Origin of the sequence: Desulfosporosinus youngiae DSM 17734 (assembly GCF_000244895.1) — a bacterium.
GTDB classification, from domain to species: Bacteria; Bacillota; Desulfitobacteriia; order Desulfitobacteriales; family Desulfitobacteriaceae; genus Desulfosporosinus; species Desulfosporosinus youngiae.
Genome location: NZ_CM001441.1, coordinates 1842535 through 1856441, shown reverse-complemented (window position 1 = coordinate 1856441; position 13907 = coordinate 1842535). Strand labels below are relative to the sequence as shown.

The following is a 13907-nucleotide window of genomic DNA, read 5'->3' as shown; positions in this document are numbered from 1 at the left end:
TTAATCCCCCGCTTTATTTCTGACCGTTTTCAGCGGTCTGTGCCCCGAAAAAGGGAATCACCTTGGCAACCGGTTTTTCTCTGGCAATCACGACATCGCCTTGCACCAGCGTTCCGCCAGCCATGGCGAGGGGCGGTCCGGCCGGTGAAGACCACTTATATCCGCTGACCGTACTGTTGTCGGGTACCAGGTCGACTAGGACCTCTAAGGGGGCACCCCGCCCCGTCAATAAAGAGACCAGGTTTTCGTTGCCCAGAGTTTGCATCATGCTTTGGACAGTCGCCGGATATTCTGCAACGGAAATGACCCTGCCCGGCATATAGCCATATTCTTCTTTATTGACAATTGTCGGAGAGATTTGTACTTCCATCCCCGGCCGGATTTTTCCCGCAAGCTCCGCGGCAACATAGAGCACGGCTTGCAGCCGGACCGAGGCGCCATACTGCTCCAGTGTCGCCAGGGTCTGCCCCGGCTGAACGATACTGCCGGGATGCATATTCATGGCTAAAACCCGCCCCTCAATTGGTGATACGATTTGCGAGCGGTAGCCCAATTCTTGCCGCAGCTGCTCTACCTGGTTTTTCAAGCTCTGATATTTAAGAGAGGCTGAGTCCCCATCCTTTTCCAAACTTTGGAGGGTATCAAGCAGACCATTAATTTCTTTTACCAATTCCGATTGTTCGATTCTAGCGATAATATCTCCTTTTTTCACTTTATCTCCGGCAGTGAAACGCACGTCGAGGACCAGACCGGAAGTGTCATGAGTTAAAGAAAAAACGCCTGCGTCATTTAAGAGGATCCCCTGTCCTGCTATTTTCGTGGGAATGCTGCCGGCAAAACTCCAGACGATCACCCCAGCCAAAAGAAGGATTAGAGCGACCAGGGCCAGCCATCCCCTGGGTGAAGTAACTTTGATCAGTTGATCCAGTTGTTCCGGCGAAGAAAGCCTCTTTAAGGATACTTCCCGGAATATTTTTTGCTCCATACCCAGCACCTCATTACTTTTCTAAGAAAACAAATTTCCCATCCTGCAACTGTTTTAGGACTGCCAAGTCGCCCAGGTCGTCTCCCTCTGCACTCAATTCATGGACCCCGCAGACACCCGGCCACTTACCCAAATTCCTTAATCCTTCAGCTATCGAAGCCCGATCCTCTTTGCCGCTTTTTTGCATCGCAGCTGCCAGCATCCTTACGGCATCATAACCCAAGGCTGCATCGGAAGTGGGTTTTTCCTGGTACGTTTTCTGGAAGGCCGCGACAAAACGTTGTACCTCCTGTCGATCACTAACTGAATCAAACACCGAGCCAACCACCGTCCCATCCGCCGCTTTTCCTCCTATGACGGCCAGTTTAGGAGAGTCGAGGGCATCCCCGGCAGCAAAAGTCCCCTTGATCCCGGCTTTTCCGGCATCATGAATAAATTGGGCTCCTTCAGGCATCGAGGCCGCAATGAAAACACCGTCGTAACTAAACGCCTGCCACCGGCTGCGCAGCCGTTTGAGTTCTTCTATACCCGAGTAATCGTTAAAACGATCGACTATCGTGATGCCCTTCCGCTTAGCCTGGTCTTCAAAAGAATTGGCTAAGCCGGTCCCGTAAGCATCCGGGGAATAATAAACCACCATCTGTTTTAAGCCCTGTCCTCCCAAGAATTCTGCCAGTTTCCCCGCGATTTCGTCATCACTGGGAAGGCCGCGGAAAATATAGCGATAATTGTTACGGGTAAGTTCCGGGTCCGTGGAAGTGGGGGACAGCATGGTAAGTCCGGCTTGTTCGTATACTGCGGAAGCAGGAAGAGAAACAAAAGAATTGCGGTGCCCGATGACTGCCCGGACGGACTTATTGCCAGCCAACGATTCGGCGATGGAGATCCCTTTGACAACCTCGGAATTGTCGTCCTCTTTGAGCAGTTTTAATTCCTTGCCGTTAACCCCTCCGTCAGAGTTAATCTCTTTAACGGCCAGATCGATTCCTTCATTAAAAAGGTCATTATTAGCCGCAAAGGGCCAAACCGCCCCAATGACGATTTCCCGTGGTTCTTCCGGCCGGGTGCATCCTGCGGACAAAAAGATTAAACCAAGACAAAGAAAAAGGATTTGAAAAATCCGACACATTTTATCGAACATAGCCCCTCCTGCCTTTTGCTTGATCATTCTGAGATTAGAACGATTTTCTAAGTCTCTATGCTTTAAGTTAGTACGTTAGAGCAAAGAAAGTATTACAACCTGAGAAAATATTACAAGCTTTTGTAATAGTACCTCTTGTTTATCGTATTAACAAATGAAGCCGGAGGAAAAGCCCTCCGCAGGCCGAAAATCTAAGGAAAGAAGGATAGCGCGTTGAGCAGCAAAGATATAATGCCCTTTCACCTGTTTTATCATCAGGGCAGCCCCTATGTCATTAATATTGAAGGGATGTGCGCTAAGGCCATTGATGCTCCCACAGCCAAAATCCTTGAAAGCCTGTCCGCTCAGCCTGAAGTATTATTATCGGCCGGAGCAGAAAAAAAGCTGCAAGAAATTGGTATCATTTCAGAAGGCTGGGAGAAAAAACTACGACCGCTGAGAACAGAACCCTATCCCATTATCAACATGTGCCTTTTTCTGACCCAGTCCTGTAACCTAAACTGTGTTTACTGTTATGGAAATGGGGGGGGATACGGAACAGGCGGCAGTCTGGAAGAAAAGACTGCCTATCAGGCTGTGGACTGGTTAATTGAACAATCGAGGGATATGAAAAAGATTCATCTGGGCTTTTTTGGGGGAGAGCCTTTTTTAAAGTTTCCGCTGATGAAAGAAATTGTAGCGTACACCAATAAACGCGTTCGAGAGACTGGTAAAGAAGTGAGATTCCACTGCACGACCAATGCTACCCTTTTGGATGATGAACAAATCGCTTTTATCCGCAACCATAGTATTTCCGTCATGATCAGCATTGACGGTCCCCGGGAGATTCATAACCTCCAACGCCCCTTTGTGGGCGGTCAAGGATCTTATGATGTTGTCGTACCCAAAATAAAGAACCTGCTGACCTTCTTGCCCGATACCCCCGGTCATGCCGTAATTGTCGGCAATACCGATCCCCAAGTGGTTAAGGACGCAATGAAAGAAATCGGTTTTCAAAAAATATCGGTTATCACGTCTTCCCAAAGCCTCTTTTGCGGAGAAGCCGATAAGCAAAAAGCGGAGCGTGACATCTCCAACCTCCTCGATCTTTTGGAGCAGGAGGCCGAAACCTGGATCAGCCTTACCCGGAGCAGAGATGTAGGGGCTTTGCTGGAACTCAAAAATAAAAGTTTCTTATATTTTGGTCTAAGCGCTTTGTTCCATAACAAAAAATTGCATTATGCCTGCAGTGCGGGGCTGGGGATGGTCGCGGTCTCGGTTACAGGTGATGTCTATTTATGCCAGCGTTTTGTGGGTATGGCGGATTATAAAATCGGGTCCGTTTTTGAGTCTAAGCTGAACAGGGAGCAATATCAGGAAAGTCCTGCCAGAAGCAACCCGCTCTGCACCGCCTGCCTGGCCCGCTATTATTGTGCCGGCGGCTGCAAACACGATAATGTGGGCTCCCGCGGCTCCTTGACCACACCATCGGAGGAGATCTGCCGCTTGAGACGCCGGGAACTTGAACTGGCCGCCGCGATCATTGGTTGTTTGGACCCTGAGGATCTGGCTTTCCTGCTGGGAGGGGATATACTCCCCCCGAAACCCTGCCCCCTTGATTTTTGACATTTTTATTCCATGTGTGGCGCACAGAGGGCGCAGCGAAGTAAAGCCTTCGCTGCGCCCTCTTCCAGCACCTGGATTTAATAATATAGGCTGTCACAGAATAAATTCTCCCTGCACCCGGCACCTGCAACGGCATCCAGTTCACTGTCACTGAGCTGCTCTTCCCGGATTTCTTTGATCTCTTCAGGCGTAAAGCTAAACCCGGCTTCCTTCGCTATGACCATGCGCTCCTCAGCAGTGCGGCATTCTCTTATCTTGCTGTTGAATCCTTCGTCTGTTTTTAACCTCTCGATAAATTTCCTTGCTGATTCCGTACTCACTTCATAACCACCCCTTTGGTTATTTTCAATTGCAAAGCCGGCTACTAGAGGAACAGCCGGCTTTTGTTTGTGCGGTTACAGTTCTTAATAACCAAATGTCCAGCAAAAAGCATTTTCACACCAATGATCGCCGCCGGCAACCGCGTCCAGCTCATTATCGCTAAGTTCTTCATCCACTTGTTTAATTTCTTCCGGCGTAAAATCGAAACCTGATTCTTTCACGAACGCTAAGCGTTCCTCGGCATTCGGGAAGGCCTTAACCTGATTGGCAAACCCCTCATCCGTCTTGAGCTTTGCTACGAAAGCTTTTGCTGATTCAATACTCATCTTTCCAACCTCCATTTTTTATTGACCACTTGCTTTGCATTTTCAATGGTTAATACGCTGAACATTTGACTTTATTACATCCTAAAAGTACTTTTATTTCAAATTTTGACCCTACCTGCTGCAGAAGGGACATCTTCCCAGGCTGATGGTCCTTGCCCCGCAATAAGGACAAATTGTCTCTCCGGCTTGTCTCTCCAGACCGGCGGCTGCATATGCCAGATCTTCATCCGTAAGCTCGTCCTCTTCTGTCCGGTTGACCTTGACGTCAATTGCCTGGTTGGGTGTATCTTCAGGCGACAAGTGAGCCAGAAGCTTTCTTCGCAGTCTCTCCCTGATTTCCTTGTTTGTGCTGAAGTCAACAGTAATCATGCTTTGGGCCAGCCCCAAGAGTTTAGCTACTTCGGCATCCTCGACCGGTCCAATATCTTTTTCACCTGTCAGTATCCGGTCCAGGTAGGCGAGGTACAGTTCGGCCTTCGTTTGATCAGTTATCAATGTTAACCCCCCGGCTTTCCAAGATTTGACGCAGCCGCCGCATGGCCCGAAATAAGATAACACCAATATTGCTTTCGCTGATCCCAGTTAGTTTAGCGATATCCCTGTTGGTACAACCACTCCAGAATTTCAAGGCGATGATCTCCCGCTCCCGCTGACTTAAAGAAGCCAAAGCCCTATGCAAATGCCGCCGCATGTCCTTAGACTCGACAGCATCTTCAGGGCTAAATCCGGAATCTTCAAGCTCTTCCGTTTCTTCCAAAGAAACATAAGTATTTCGCCCCCGGCGGCGATAATAATCTGTTACGGTATTGCGGGCGATTCTGAATATCCATACTGAAAACGGCGCCTTTTCCGGCTGGTAACATTTTCGTTTGGTAAAGAGTTTGAGAAAAATCTGGTTGGTTAAATCGTCAGTATCATGGAAATCGTTCACTCGATAATGCACATAATTGTAAACCCGAGAAAAAAAAGCATTATACAACTCAATAAAAGCACGATCATCATCGGCCGGAGAAACCAATGACCTTTCCTCGGTTTGGGTCTGCGTGAACATTTTCTTGTAGTCCTCCTTGGAACATATGCAACTTATATTTAGTCAATATTATTCGAGGATTATCTCTTATAAGGAAAACTCCAAAAATACAGCTGATATTTTAATTTTATTTGCTAATCTTTTTCTTAACAATGTGCGAAAGTGCAGTCTTGCCAACAAAAAAAGTACAGTCTCCGGATTAGAGACTGTACTTTTATCAATCATCTTCATTTACTTGCCTTTGATAAGCCCCATCTGGGCTGCATAGGCAATAACCTGAGCCCGTTTTTCCAAATGGAACTGGTCAATAATTCTTTCCATATGATACTTAATAGTGCGTTCTGAAAGTCCTAAAGCCGCTCCCGCTTCCTTATAGGTCATGCCCCCGGCAACCATCTCCAGCACCTCCAGCTGCCGTTCCGTGAGATGCCTTCGTCTAACCTCTTCCCGGGCCTGCTGAGAGAAAACGTCTGCAGGCGCACCTTTGCGTCTGAATTCTTTTAAAAGCCTGGCAGCAAGGCACGGAGACAAAGGAACCTCTCCCTTTTCCAAACCGGACAGCATATCTACCAGCTCTCTGGCACTGGTATTTTTCAAAAGATAACCCGAAGCCCCGTATTTAATAGCGTCAAAAAGGTCATCATCCTCATCGGAAGTGGTCAGCATGACGATCTTAATTTCCGGCATATCGGCCTTAATCTGTTTTAAGACATCCAACCCGCAGCAATCCGGCATTTTAATATCCATTAAAATAATGTCCGGCTTCAGAAGCCTGGCCTGAGTCAAGGCCTTACTGCCGTCTTTGACTAAGCAGACAACCTCAATTCCATAGGTTCCGAGCAGGTATTTCAGCCCTTCCATGAATAAGTCATGATCATCTACCAGCATCACTTTCCCCGGCATCTTCCCTTCTCACCTCTTCCAACGGGACCAGCAAGGTAATCCGGCTCCCTTTCCCTTCTGCCGAAACAATCTCAATTTGAGCACCTATTTCCCAAGCCCGTTCCCGCATAATATTTAAACCAAACCCATGGTTGGTGTCTTCGTCCGGTTTTGAGTCAAACCCTCTGCCATCATCCTCTATAGCAGCAGATAACTGTCCCTCCGCTCTGACCAGGGATAGACTGACCACACCGGCTCCGGCATGTTTCCTGATGTTATTCAAGGCTTCTTTGATAATGTTCAGCAGATTGATTCGAACCAGGGGTTTAAGCTCTCGCCCGGTAAAGCCGGGAGGAATATCCAGTTGAACCTTGATACCGCTCTGTTCCTCAAAACTCCTTATATCTCCGGCAAGAGCCTCCGCAAAGTTTTTATCCATAAACCCTGAGTTTCTGGCCCGGCGGATATACTCGCGGATATCAGCGTGAGCGGCTTGCGTAACTTCCACCAGTTTATCAATCTGAGGCCTGGCAATGGTTACTCCAGCGTTCAGGAGTTCCTGCCGGATCCCCTCCGTCTGAAAATTAAGAAAGCCGAGCACTTGTGCCAAATTATCATGAAGATCCCTGGCCAGACGTTCCCTTTCTTCTGTAACAGCAAGCTTCCACTGTTGTTTCTGATATTCCTGTTGAACCAGTTTCTTTTGGGTTATATCATTGATAACTACCAACCGCCCAATGAGTTTTCCTTTCTGGTCCATAAGCGGAGAAATCCAGACCTCATAAACTTTGGTTTGCCCGTTAACAATTCTGGAAAACTCACTGGGAGTCATATTTGGACTTGTACAAAACTGGATAAGCTCCGGAATTCCTGTGCACACTTCGTCCACCTGTTTGGTTAGAACCAGCGCAGGATTTATTTCGGCCATATTGGCAAAGAAAGGGTTAACATCCAGAACCCTGTTGCGCAGATCTAAAACCATAACCCCAGCCTCCATGGTTCTGATTACGGTGGCCCAGGCCAGCGGGACAGCATCAAACATTTTATAGCGAAAAATAGCCCAGGCAATAATTAAACCGGCGGGAGCAAAGAAGACGGGGGTCAGGTCGAATCTTTTTACCGGACTATAGCCTGAAATATATAGGATATTCGGCAAAACAATGAAGCTTATTCCCAAGAGAAGAGCCGCGGCCTGCTTCCGGTAGACGGTATTTCTAAAAAAGACCTCCCTGAATAACAATACCCAGGCAAAAAAATTTAAAAAATGGGAATACAGGGCATGAATATAAAACATTGGGCCATATCTTTTGGCAATTACCGGAAAAGTGCCGCTATAATCCATGTGTAGGTTATAGCGAATTAAACTGTGCAGGGGATCTGTCCAGACCAGCAGAAGGATAATTGCGGGCAGGACGGCAAACCGAAGCACTTTTTTATTGTCAACCCAGCGGTCAAAGCCTGTAAACTCCATACACAAGGCCAGTAAGGTTACCGGGGAATAGCAATAGGCAAAATACTGGACATTTGCCCAAAAAAGTTTGGTTGGTAAATCTGAACCTGCGATTTCCAAGGCATTGCCCCCGGACCAAATAGTTACTACAAACATACTAATCATAAAACTTTTAGCGCCTTTGACATCCCTGCGCTTTAACAAGGTAAATATCCCCAGGGATAATGAAACACAGGCTGAGGCAATGACCGGCATGATATAAGGATGATACTGATAATTCACACGTTCTCCCCCAACCAATACCATTTTAGGTTTCCTTTAATATCTTTTCCTCTCATTTTGCTCTTAAAATAAATATTTCCTTATTAATCCTAAATCTATTTTCTCACGCATAGAACGATATTTCCAGTTAATATTTTTTAATCCCGTCTTTTTTTGGAGTTCTCGTAAGCTGTTCAAAATCATTTTGGTCGGCCGGTTGTCTTTATCATATTCGCAGCTGGTTACAATGGAGTCGCTTCCGTAAATCCATTGGGGGTCGCTAAACACACTGGACCAGCGAGTGGCTGTATTTCCGTCAACTGCTTTGGCTGCATTGTGACGATTTTGTGTCCGACTATTAAAGCCTTTCTTCCAAATACGCAATTTATTACCTCTCTGGGTTAACACAGAAAAGCGCACGTTAGAATTTAACGTGCGCCTAAGATCTTCTATAATTTTGTATATACTCCTAAGCTAACTTGAATACTCAACTTCTGTTAATACTGAAGAGAATCATCCCGATCAGCGGCCCTTTTCCAGCGCCATGCGTTGAAACTTCTCTTTGACATTCTCCGGAGGCACCAGCCGGACTGAACGGCCGGACATGGTCAGCGCTCCGCTGGGGCAGGCAGCGGAACATACTCCGCAGCCGATACAGACCTCATTGTTTATGACCGGTACTTCACTGCCATCCTCTTGAGCTGTCATAGCAATCGCATGGATTTGGCAGCTTTCCGCGCAAATCCCGCAGCTAATGCAGCTTTCCAATTCCACGGAGGGAATAAAATTACTGGGATGGGTAGCAAAAACCTGTTGTTCATTGATACCCCGCAGAACCTTGCAGCAGCAGCCGCAGCAGTTACAAATATAGGTTGGTTTATTCATTACATTATCACACAGATGCACTAAGCCAAGTTCCTGGGTTCGTTTAAGCACATTGAGCAGGTCCTCAACAGTTGCCGCTTTGCCCCAGCCCTTACGTATGATCCATTGGGCCGCGCCGCCCAGGGAAATACAAACCTCCAGCGGAGCATCACAGGCTGTGCCCAGATGAGAGGCCTCGTGGCGGCACGCGCACATGGTTATGGCTCCGCCTCCGGATTGCCGGATAACTTCCGTCGCCTTCTCATAGTCCAAAACCTCAGTTTCAACTGCTAAAGGCAAAACATTTTCATAAATCAGGGTTCGCATAACTTTGGTATCCAGGCCGGCAATTTCCTGCATCACACCCGGGCTATGAAAATAAGTTTCAAATAACTCAGCTAACTCTTTAAGATGAACATGATCCCCTGTCCGCATAAAAGTATATTCAAAAAATCCAACCAACATGGGAGCTAGCATATAATAGACTGTATCCTTGCGCGGAATATCCAGGACCAAACCCTTATCAGACATTCCGTCAAGGATTGCTTTTAATTCCGTTTCTTCTACACCTGTGAGAGACGAGATCTTTTTCAAAGGCATAGGTATTGAAGAAAATTTGCTGCCCACTAAAGCTTCGCCTTCCGTATAAAGACGATGAAGTATTGCCATGAGGTGTTCATTAATTGGCGCACCTTCCGGAGTCTTGCTTAGACGTTCAGCCAGCGCATGGTATATCTCATCTTTAGCATTAATACCGTGGCCCAAATTTATTTCCTCCCCTCAGCATAAGCCTCATGCACTGCATCAAGGACTTTGCGTGGTTTAACCGCATCTCCGATAATACTTAAATTCTCTATCTTATCCTGCAAAGCTTGATAGAGTTCATTCCGCGAACAGGAACCTACTGCTAAAACCACCGTATCGCTTGGAATAACTTTCTGAACACCGTCATTGGCGCTCTCCACCAGAACACCGTCCGAGCGGATTTCAAGCACAGTGTGTTTGCTCAGACAATTCACCTTATAGCGCTTCAAATCGGCTAACATGGACCAGCGGGTACTGGGACCGATATCCCGTCCGATTTCTTTAGCCATTTCTAAAACAGTAATCGTTTTTGTTCCCTGAGTCAACAAGCGATGAAGTTCCTGATCTGTTTCCGCTTGCTGCAGCATGAGGAATCGCAGGGTTTGACTGTCCATCGTACCTGCTTCCGCCAAGAGCAGAGCAGTATCCACACCCACAGCTCCGCCGCCGACGATAATCACGTTTCGCCCCGTTTTCTTACGGCCTAATAATACATCCCACGCCTGAAGAACCTCTGCACCTGCTTCAATTTTGATCGGCGGAGTGATAGGCTGGGCTCCGGTGGCCAGAACAACTCTATTAAACTGTCCATTCTGCACAGCGGCCAGAATCTTGTCCGGAGCTGCCTTGGTATTATACTGAATCCTTACTCCCAGTTCCCGGCAGGCATTGGCTAAGTAGTCAGCAAAGTATAAGAAATCCTGCCGTCCCGGAGGGGCTGCCGCCAAGGCTAATTGTCCTCCCGTCTGTCCGCTCTCTTCCCAAATGGTAACCTCATGTCCGCCCAGGGCCGCGACCCGCGCAAATTCCATCCCCGCGGCACCGGCCCCAATCACCAGGATCTGTTGAGTTTCCGCAGCTTGCCTGATTGGGCCCAGTTCCGCCTCCCGGCCTGCTTCCGCATTGACCAAACAGCTGACTGGTTTGAGGCGGAAGACATAGTCTAAGCAGCCTTGATTACATCCGATGCAAGGGCGAATCCGTCCTGATTGACCGCTCATGGCTTTATTGGGCAGTTCAGGGTCCGCCAGCAAAGGGCGGGCCATGCCGATAAAGTCGGCTAATCCCTCTTCTAAGATACCCTCTGCCAATTCAGGAGTGTTAATCCGATTACAGGCTATGACAGGAATAGAAACGGCGGTTTTGATTCCATGAGCCAGGTAGGCGTAAGCTCCCGGGGGTACATTCATAGTAAGCTGAGGAACCTGGGTTTCATGCCACCCGCCGGTTACATTGAGAGCGTTAACGCCGGCTTTTTCTAAGGCCTGACAGAAAGCCCGGGATTCTGTGTTTGTATTGCTGCCCGGAACAAAGTCATTGCCGGCTACGCGAACAATGATCGGAAACTCCGGTCCGACTGCTTCACGCACAGCCCCCACTACTTCAAGTCCAAAGGTCATGCGCTCCTGAAGGTCACCGCCATAGCGGTCTGTCCGGTGATTGGTAAGCGGGGAAAGAAATTGCGAAATCAGATAACCTGCGCTGGCAATTATCTCAACCCCGTCAAACCCTGCTGATTGGGCTCTTTTAGCGGCGCCGGCAAAGGAAGCGATGACTTCCTTGATTTTTTCTTCGGTAAGCTCCACAGGAGTTTCCCTGGTCAATTTGGAAGGAATCGGAGAAGGCGCCACCGCGGGCTGACCTGTTAAAACAGAATGAGCATACCTTCCCGCTTGATAAAGCTGGGGCACAATTTTAGCACCTTCAGCGTGTACGGCATCAACTAAACGGCGAAGTCCCGGAATGAAGCGATCCTCATCAAGCTGAGTCATACCGAAAGCATTGCCGATCCGGTCGATTCCGCACCCGCCAACCACGATTAAACCCACTCCCCCGCGGGCTCGCGCTCGATAAAACTCGATCAGCTGATCAGTTACTTCCCCTTGAGGACTGTACCCTAAGTGCATAGGCGTCATAACCAGGTGGTTGCGAAGCTGAAGTGTACCAATTTGAGCGGGCGAAAAAAGGATTGACATCTTGAAAAACCTCCCCTATTCTACTTTTTCGACTCTGCAGCGGACATATCGGTGCAGCGGAGTACCGGCAATTGGGTCTCGATGGGTCTTCTTTGTTAACTGATTGACATTAACCCCATATTCCTCCTCATTATAGGAAAGCCCAAAACCATGAGGAATGATGATCGTTCCCGGTCTGGCGGCCGGCGTTATCTCCAGCTCGATATCCACGGATCCTGCCTCGGTCGCTGCCCTGACAATCTGCTGATCATTCAGGTCCAGCCTGGCGGCATCATCAGGATGCATAGCCAGCGTGCAGGCCCGGTGCCCTTTGTTCCACTCCGGATTGCGTATCAGGGTATTGGCATTCATGTCCATGTGTCTTCCGGCCATGAGAATAAAGGGGTAATCTTCGTCAGTCTGCAATTGCTTCTGCTCAAGCTCCGGGGTGATACTGCCGACCCATTCCTCCACTTCCGGGATATAGAGATTGATTCGCTGATCCTCCGTACGCAGGTTGGCAAAGTTGTTATCCGGGTCAGCACAGCCAATCCACATACCCTCCGGGTGATCGACAAGGGCCTGGAAAATATCATCCCCCATGGTTGGACCTGGCTTAAAGCCTGCCCGGGCTGCGTTGGCACGGAAATCCTTGGGCACGGTCTGAAGCAAAACCCACATCCAGGCCAGATTTGCCGAACCCATTTCTTTGCCCAGGGTTTTAGCCACCACAAAGGGCAGCGCAGCAACTATCTTCGGATCGGATTTCGCATAAGAAAATAACGCCTGACCATAGTCCAAACGGGATTTCTGAGCTGCCTCCTGCAACGACTCCGGAATCTCCGGAATAATCCCCAATTTATCCGCCAGACGGGTCCAGATCTCACTTCCCTCCAGACATTCACCCTCAGCTTTTATAACAGGCCGGCGCATCTGGCAGTAAATTTCCGGGTAATCCCAGGAAAAATAGGTTGTATCCCAGCGTTCATAGGCTGAAAGATCAGGGAGAACATAATCGGACACCCTGGCCGTCTCAGACATAGCTATGTCCACGGTAACCAACAGATCCAGCTTGGAAAAGGCTTCTTCGTAAGCGGTGGTGTCCGCAAAGGAACGTAAGGGATTACTTGAACTAATGAGCACGGCACGCAGTCGTTCCGGGTGGTCGCTGCTGATTTCTTCCGGCAGCACGTTGGGCGGGTACATGCCCATGATGGCTGGGTAATTAGTAGCAACCGTACGCCAGAACTTTGAATTCCGCTCATCACTGTGGGAGCCCATGGGCATCAGATAACCCGGAATCACGTTCCCGCCGGGTACGCCCAGCCGTCCGCAGACTGTGAGCAAAATAATTTCCAAATAGGTTGTCAGGGTACTGTGCCGGCCCATGAGCACACCCAGATCAGGATGAAGGGAGGATTTGCGGGTAGCGAAGAGACGTGACACCTCCCTGACCTGATCAAAGTCAAGCTCACAAACCTTGCAGGCCTCACGGGCATCAAACTCCCTAAACCAGGGGCTGATCCGCTCAAACTGGCTGACATGACGCTCAATATACTCCCGGTTATGCCAGCCTTCCTGGAGTATGATGGCGATCATGGCACGTGTCAGGAGCGCGTCCGTGCCCGGCCGCAAAGCCAAATGAATATCAGCTTTTTCCGCCGTTTCTGAGCGGCGCGGGTCGATGACCACCAAAAGTTTCTCAGGGTCCTTCGCTATCTGGTTAAGTATCCGTCTGGCCTGGGGAATTTGATGGCTCATCCATCCGTTCCAGCCAATGGCGACCAACATATCCGTTTGATGGTGGTCGGGAATGGTCGCATTGTATTGCCTTCCCACAGTCCGTCCGTATCCCCAATACAAACCGGTCAGTTCTCCGGCTAAGGCATTGTAGTAATACTGAGAACCCAGGGCTCGCAGCAAGCGGAGTCCGAAAACCGCTTCACTGTGGCCTCCCAAACCGCCCAGGCCCATTACGGCCAGGGAACGGGAACCATGTTCTGCAATTATGGTCCTTAGTTTCTCCGCGATCTCAGTCAGGGCCTGATCCCAGGTGATGGGTACAAAATCTTTCCCAACCTTTTTCAGGGGATAGGTTAAGCGCTGGTCATGATGCTGGTAATAAGCAATATTGAGTCCTTTCCGGCAGGCATATCCTTGACTGCGGGGATTGTCCTTATCGGGTCTGACCTTCACCATCCGGTTATTCTCCACTTGAACCTCTAAACCACAATTTTGAGCACATAGTACACAACTGGTTTTTCTCCAATCATCCATCCGGCA

General features: G+C 48.8%; 13 protein-coding genes. 1 reads left to right on the top strand and 12 read right to left on the bottom strand.

The annotated features are described in order from the left end of the window. Positions 1-13: 13 nt before the first annotated feature. Together DESYODRAFT_RS08700 and DESYODRAFT_RS08695 are read right to left on the bottom strand one after the other, a co-directional pair. Positions 14-985 (bottom strand): NHLP bacteriocin system secretion protein, encoded by a 972-nt coding sequence (locus tag DESYODRAFT_RS08700; RefSeq protein WP_007781938.1) that lies wholly within the window; start codon positions 983-985, stop codon positions 14-16. Between the two features lie 13 nt (positions 986-998). Continuing rightward, complete coding sequence (locus DESYODRAFT_RS08695; protein ID WP_007781936.1) at positions 999-2126, bottom strand: ABC transporter substrate-binding protein; 1128 nt, start codon at positions 2124-2126, stop codon at positions 999-1001. Between the two features lie 213 nt (positions 2127-2339). Here DESYODRAFT_RS08695 and nlpM point away from each other — a divergent pair, with 213 nt between their 5' ends. Next, positions 2340-3731: a nif11-like peptide radical SAM maturase gene (nlpM, locus tag DESYODRAFT_RS08690; RefSeq protein WP_007781933.1), complete on the top strand. Its 1392-nt coding sequence runs from the start codon at positions 2340-2342 to the stop codon at positions 3729-3731. Between the two features lie 77 nt (positions 3732-3808). On the opposite strand, the gene DESYODRAFT_RS08685 is transcribed toward nlpM, so the two are convergent. The 10 genes from DESYODRAFT_RS08685 to DESYODRAFT_RS08640 all read right to left on the bottom strand — a co-directional run bounded on the left by DESYODRAFT_RS08685 (position 3809) and on the right by DESYODRAFT_RS08640 (position 13901). After that, complete coding sequence (locus DESYODRAFT_RS08685; protein ID WP_007781930.1) at positions 3809-4051, bottom strand: Nif11-like leader peptide family natural product precursor; 243 nt, start codon at positions 4049-4051, stop codon at positions 3809-3811. Positions 4052-4135: 84 nt separating this feature from the next. Continuing rightward, on the bottom strand, positions 4136-4378 hold the full coding sequence (locus DESYODRAFT_RS08680; protein ID WP_007781929.1) for a Nif11-like leader peptide family natural product precursor: 243 nt from the start codon (positions 4376-4378) through the stop codon (positions 4136-4138). Between the two features lie 111 nt (positions 4379-4489). Then, positions 4490-4873 (bottom strand): hypothetical protein, encoded by a 384-nt coding sequence (locus DESYODRAFT_RS08675; RefSeq protein ID WP_007781926.1) that lies wholly within the window; start codon positions 4871-4873, stop codon positions 4490-4492. Then, the gene (locus tag DESYODRAFT_RS08670; RefSeq protein WP_007781923.1) at positions 4863-5429 is read right to left on the bottom strand and encodes an RNA polymerase sigma factor; all 567 of its coding nucleotides are present in this window, start codon (positions 5427-5429) and stop codon (positions 4863-4865) included. Before DESYODRAFT_RS08670 ends, DESYODRAFT_RS08675 begins: the two co-directional genes overlap by 11 nt. Positions 5430-5639: 210 nt before the next feature. After that, the gene (locus tag DESYODRAFT_RS08665) at positions 5640-6311 is read right to left on the bottom strand and encodes a response regulator (RefSeq protein WP_007781921.1); all 672 of its coding nucleotides are present in this window, start codon (positions 6309-6311) and stop codon (positions 5640-5642) included. Continuing rightward, positions 6283-8022 (bottom strand): sensor histidine kinase, encoded by a 1740-nt coding sequence (locus tag DESYODRAFT_RS08660; RefSeq protein ID WP_169315915.1) that lies wholly within the window; start codon positions 8020-8022, stop codon positions 6283-6285. Before DESYODRAFT_RS08660 ends, DESYODRAFT_RS08665 begins: the two co-directional genes overlap by 29 nt. 63 nt (positions 8023-8085) lie before the next feature. Beyond that, the gene (locus tag DESYODRAFT_RS08655) at positions 8086-8385 is read right to left on the bottom strand and encodes a hypothetical protein (protein ID WP_007781916.1); all 300 of its coding nucleotides are present in this window, start codon (positions 8383-8385) and stop codon (positions 8086-8088) included. Between the two features lie 138 nt (positions 8386-8523). Then, a complete protein-coding gene (locus tag DESYODRAFT_RS08650; RefSeq protein ID WP_007781913.1) occupies positions 8524-9630 on the bottom strand; it encodes a 4Fe-4S dicluster domain-containing protein in 1107 nt (368 codons plus the stop codon). A 2-nt stretch (positions 9631-9632) separates the two neighbouring features. Next, positions 9633-11645, bottom strand: a complete 2013-nt coding sequence (locus DESYODRAFT_RS08645) for an oxidoreductase (RefSeq protein WP_007781909.1) — start codon at positions 11643-11645, stop codon at positions 9633-9635. A 15-nt stretch (positions 11646-11660) separates the two neighbouring features. Beyond that, entirely contained in the window at positions 11661-13901 is a 2241-nt protein-coding gene (locus tag DESYODRAFT_RS08640; RefSeq protein ID WP_007781905.1) for a molybdopterin-containing oxidoreductase family protein, read from the bottom strand. Positions 13902-13907: the final 6 nt, after the last annotated feature.

Coding starts and splice junctions, on each gene's coding strand:
- DESYODRAFT_RS08700 (WP_007781938.1), bottom strand. CDS start 985: ATGGAGCAAAAAATATTCCGGGAAGTATCCTTAAAGAGGCTTTCTTCG.
- DESYODRAFT_RS08695 (WP_007781936.1), bottom strand. CDS start 2,126: ATGTTCGATAAAATGTGTCGGATTTTTCAAATCCTTTTTCTTTGTCTT.
- DESYODRAFT_RS08680 (WP_007781929.1), bottom strand. CDS start 4,378: ATGAGTATTGAATCAGCAAAAGCTTTCGTAGCAAAGCTCAAGACGGAT.
- DESYODRAFT_RS08670 (WP_007781923.1), bottom strand. CDS start 5,429: ATGTTCACGCAGACCCAAACCGAGGAAAGGTCATTGGTTTCTCCGGCC.
- DESYODRAFT_RS08665 (WP_007781921.1), bottom strand. CDS start 6,311: ATGCCGGGGAAAGTGATGCTGGTAGATGATCATGACTTATTCATGGAA.
- DESYODRAFT_RS08645 (WP_007781909.1), bottom strand. CDS start 11,645: ATGTCAATCCTTTTTTCGCCCGCTCAAATTGGTACACTTCAGCTTCGC.
- DESYODRAFT_RS08640 (WP_007781905.1), bottom strand. CDS start 13,901: ATGGATGATTGGAGAAAAACCAGTTGTGTACTATGTGCTCAAAATTGT.